The 1803-nt window shown below is 47.9% G+C and carries 1 protein-coding gene; it reads left to right on the top strand.

What is annotated here, in order from left to right; all coding sequences use genetic code 11:
• Nucleotides 1-112 precede the first annotated feature (112 nt).
• Nucleotides 113-1408: an IS110 family RNA-guided transposase gene (locus J2Z32_RS22150; RefSeq protein ID WP_210091380.1), complete on the top strand. Its 1296-nt coding sequence runs from the start codon at nt 113-115 to the stop codon at nt 1406-1408.
• Nucleotides 1409-1803: the final 395 nt, after the last annotated feature.

The raw sequence follows: 1803 nt of genomic DNA on the forward strand, positions 1-1803 counted from the left end.
AGGAGCAATTCCTGTAATGAATTAATTTGAGGTTTGAACAAAAAAAGCGCCTCCTGTATGCTGGGTTCCGAATGGTGTACATTCATTCCCTAATTGAAGGAGGACGCTCACTATGAAGTATAAACAATCGAAGAAACAAAATCAACGACTTACACGAATTTCTGAAAAAACATTGGTGGTTGGCGCAGACATTGCGAAAGAAACTCATGTGGCTCGGGCCGTAGATTTTCGGGGAATCGAACTGGGAAAGGATTGTGTATTTTCCAATACCCGTACTGGACTAGATCAACTGGTTCAGTGGATGAAGGAGCTTCAGCGGGTGCATGCCAAGAGAGACATTCTCTTCGGTATTGAGCCCACCGGACACTACTGGTTTACACTGGCGGAGTATTTACGAGGACAAGGCATTCCTTTAGTCATGGTCAATCCGCACCATGTGCACAAGAGCAAAGAACTGGAGGATAACTCGCCGACGAAAAACGACTATAAAGATGCCAAGGTCATTGCCGATTTGGTGCGAAACGGGAAGTACAGTGAGCCCAAATTACCGACAAGTGTTTACGCAGATCTACGAATTCTCATGAACCTCCGAGAGAAGATCATGGTGAATTTGGGTCAGGTCCAGCGTCGAGTACAGAACTGGTTGGATCGCTTTTTTCCAGAGTACACCGAGGTTTTTAAAGATTGGGAAGGCAAGGCTTCACAAATTACGCTGGGCGAATTTCCTACCCCAAATGAAATCGTAGAGCTGGGTGCAGAAGCGATTGCGCAGCGTTGGAAAGAAGACGTGAAACGAGCCGTAGGCACCAAACGTGCGCAACACCTCGTCGAAGTCGCGAGAAGCTCCATCGGGCTCACGGAAGGGCTTCCTGGAGCGAAAATGGAGATCAAGACGCTGCTGGAGCAGTATGAGATGTTTGTCAGACAACTCGAAGAGATTCTGGCTGAGGTGGAAGGCCTCCTTGCGCAAATTCCGGGAACGAAAGAAATGCTTACCGTTCCGGGTGTAGCCGTAGTTACCCTGGCAGGGTTTCTCGCCGAAGTCGGGGATCTGAGTGGTTACGAGCATGGACAGCAGATTATTCGGCTTGCCGGACTGAACCTCAAAGAGAATAGTTCTGGAAAGAAAAAAGGAAAATCGAGCATAAGCAAGCGTGGACGTGCGAGGCTAAGGGCGCTGTTGTTCCGGGCGGTCTTGCCGATGGTGGCCAAAAACGCCGAGTTTAAGGCACTGCACCAGTATTTCACAACACGAAGTCAGAATCCACTGAAGAAAAAGCAATCTCTAGTGGCGTTGTGTGGGAAACTCATCCGTGTTCTGCATACACTAGGAACCAAGCAACGCGACTACGATGCAAATGACGTGTTAGGGCCGATACGACGGGCTCAGCTACAGATGGCAGCTTAAGAAAAACAAAACTCAGATTTGCTCAATTAAAGTAGGAATCACGAAAGACAAAGGAAGCACGGAGTAGCCGCAGGAATATTTTCCATAAGGGCAACGACCCAGTAAAGGAGCAACAAACGGCGTCCACCTTTTGAGAGGCAGAACGAAGGAATGTAAGGGCAATGACCCCGCGTGACATGGGAGGGTAAGCCGTCAAAAGAAGGTGTGGATATCCAAAGTGCGATCAACGAAACGATCCGTCGAATGGGGAAATCCCCCAATCTCTATTCCCGCCACCGGCTTTAACAGAAAATATTGTCATTCTTACATGACTTCTCCAACTGCCATTCTGTCAATGAATGAAAACCTGAGAACGAGTGAGCAAACAAGAGAAAATATTAATTTATAGTGGGAGG

The sequence above is a fragment of the Paenibacillus turicensis genome (genome assembly GCF_017873435.1).
GTDB lineage: Bacteria > Bacillota > Bacilli > Paenibacillales > Paenibacillaceae > Fontibacillus > Fontibacillus turicensis.

What these genes read in the sequence shown, in the direction of transcription:
- J2Z32_RS22150 (WP_210091380.1), top strand. Translation starts at nt 113, where the DNA reads ATGAAGTATAAACAATCGAAGAAACAAAATCAACGACTTACACGAATT.